Raw genomic sequence first — 1,007 nt, forward strand, 5'->3', positions numbered from 1 at the left:
GGTTTTCATTTTATGACGATTTTTTCAGATATGTTGCCTAACGTTTCGCGGCTTAAGCGAGGTTGCGATTCAAGCGGACTGAGTTTTCTCTGCCAGGATAAAACATTCTTCGTGAAAACAAAATTTCCAGTTACCGAAAACCAGCAATCTCGCTTAGCCGCTGTTGTGTGTCCGTTGCTCTAATCTACAAAAGTTTCTCGCAGAACTTCTTTTACTTTTTTATATTCTTTTTCAGTCAAATTTCCTAAAACTTTGATTATTCGTTGTCTGTCAACCGTTCTAATCTGATCTAAAACAATCCAACCTTTTTTCTTATCGTGATTTATTTCAACTCTTGTTGGATAATTTTTTGAACTGCTTGTCATTGGAGCAACAACTATTGTATTCAAATATTCATTCATTTCATTTGGAGAAACGACAACGCATGGCCGCGTTTTTTGCATTTCACTTCCGATTGTCGGATCAAGATTTACTAAAACGATTTGGTATTGTTTTAAATCCATTCTTCAAGATTTTCGTCTTCAAACGAATCGTTAATCAATAATTTGTCATCTCCGTTTTCGTGCATTTTCTTAAATGCTTTTTCCCAACCATTTCTAGGTTCAGATTTAGGTTTCAAAATGATATAACCCTTTTCAAGAATGAGTTCAACTTTATCTGTAATGTTATATTTTTCTAATAAAGTTTTCGATAAGCGAATTCCTTTTGAGTTTCCAATTGGAATAACAGAAATATCCATAGCAATAAGTTTTAGTGACTACAAAGTTATTACTTTAAATCAAATTTCCAAATATATCGCGATTTTTTCTGCAATGGCACACAACGTTTCGCGGCTTATGCGAGGTTGCGATTCAAGCGAACTGAGTTTTCTCAGCCAAGATAAAACTTTCTTCGTGAAAACAAAATTTCTGCTTACTGAAAACCAGCAATCTCGCTTAGCCGCTGTTGTGCGTTCGGTTGAATTGAAAGAAAAAAGTTCGTATTAAATTCATTTTTTTCTGCGCAAA

Annotated in this window: 3 protein-coding genes; 1 reads left to right on the forward strand and 2 read right to left on the reverse strand. The window is 34.4% G+C overall.

The window, feature by feature from the left end; all coding sequences use genetic code 11:
• The coding region (locus BLS32_RS18660) for a hypothetical protein (RefSeq protein ID WP_217639584.1) at positions 1 to 183 on the forward strand (183 nt) is incomplete at its 5' end.
• On the opposite strand, the gene BLS32_RS18245 is transcribed toward BLS32_RS18660, so the two are convergent.
• Together BLS32_RS18245 and BLS32_RS18250 are read right to left on the reverse strand one after the other, a co-directional pair.
• On the reverse strand, positions 180 to 503 hold the full coding sequence (locus BLS32_RS18245) for a type II toxin-antitoxin system PemK/MazF family toxin (RefSeq protein WP_091399531.1): 324 nt from the start codon (positions 501 to 503) through the stop codon (positions 180 to 182). The two genes, BLS32_RS18660 and BLS32_RS18245, sit on opposite strands and share 4 nt — an antisense overlap.
• The gene (locus tag BLS32_RS18250) at positions 494 to 739 is read right to left on the reverse strand and encodes an AbrB/MazE/SpoVT family DNA-binding domain-containing protein (RefSeq protein ID WP_091399533.1); all 246 of its coding nucleotides are present in this window, start codon (positions 737 to 739) and stop codon (positions 494 to 496) included. Before BLS32_RS18250 ends, BLS32_RS18245 begins: the two co-directional genes overlap by 10 nt.
• Between the last annotated feature and the right edge of the window lie 268 nt (positions 740 to 1,007).

Origin of the sequence: Flavobacterium noncentrifugens (assembly GCF_900100375.1) — a bacterium.
Taxonomy (GTDB): Bacteria; Bacteroidota; Bacteroidia; order Flavobacteriales; family Flavobacteriaceae; genus Flavobacterium; species Flavobacterium noncentrifugens.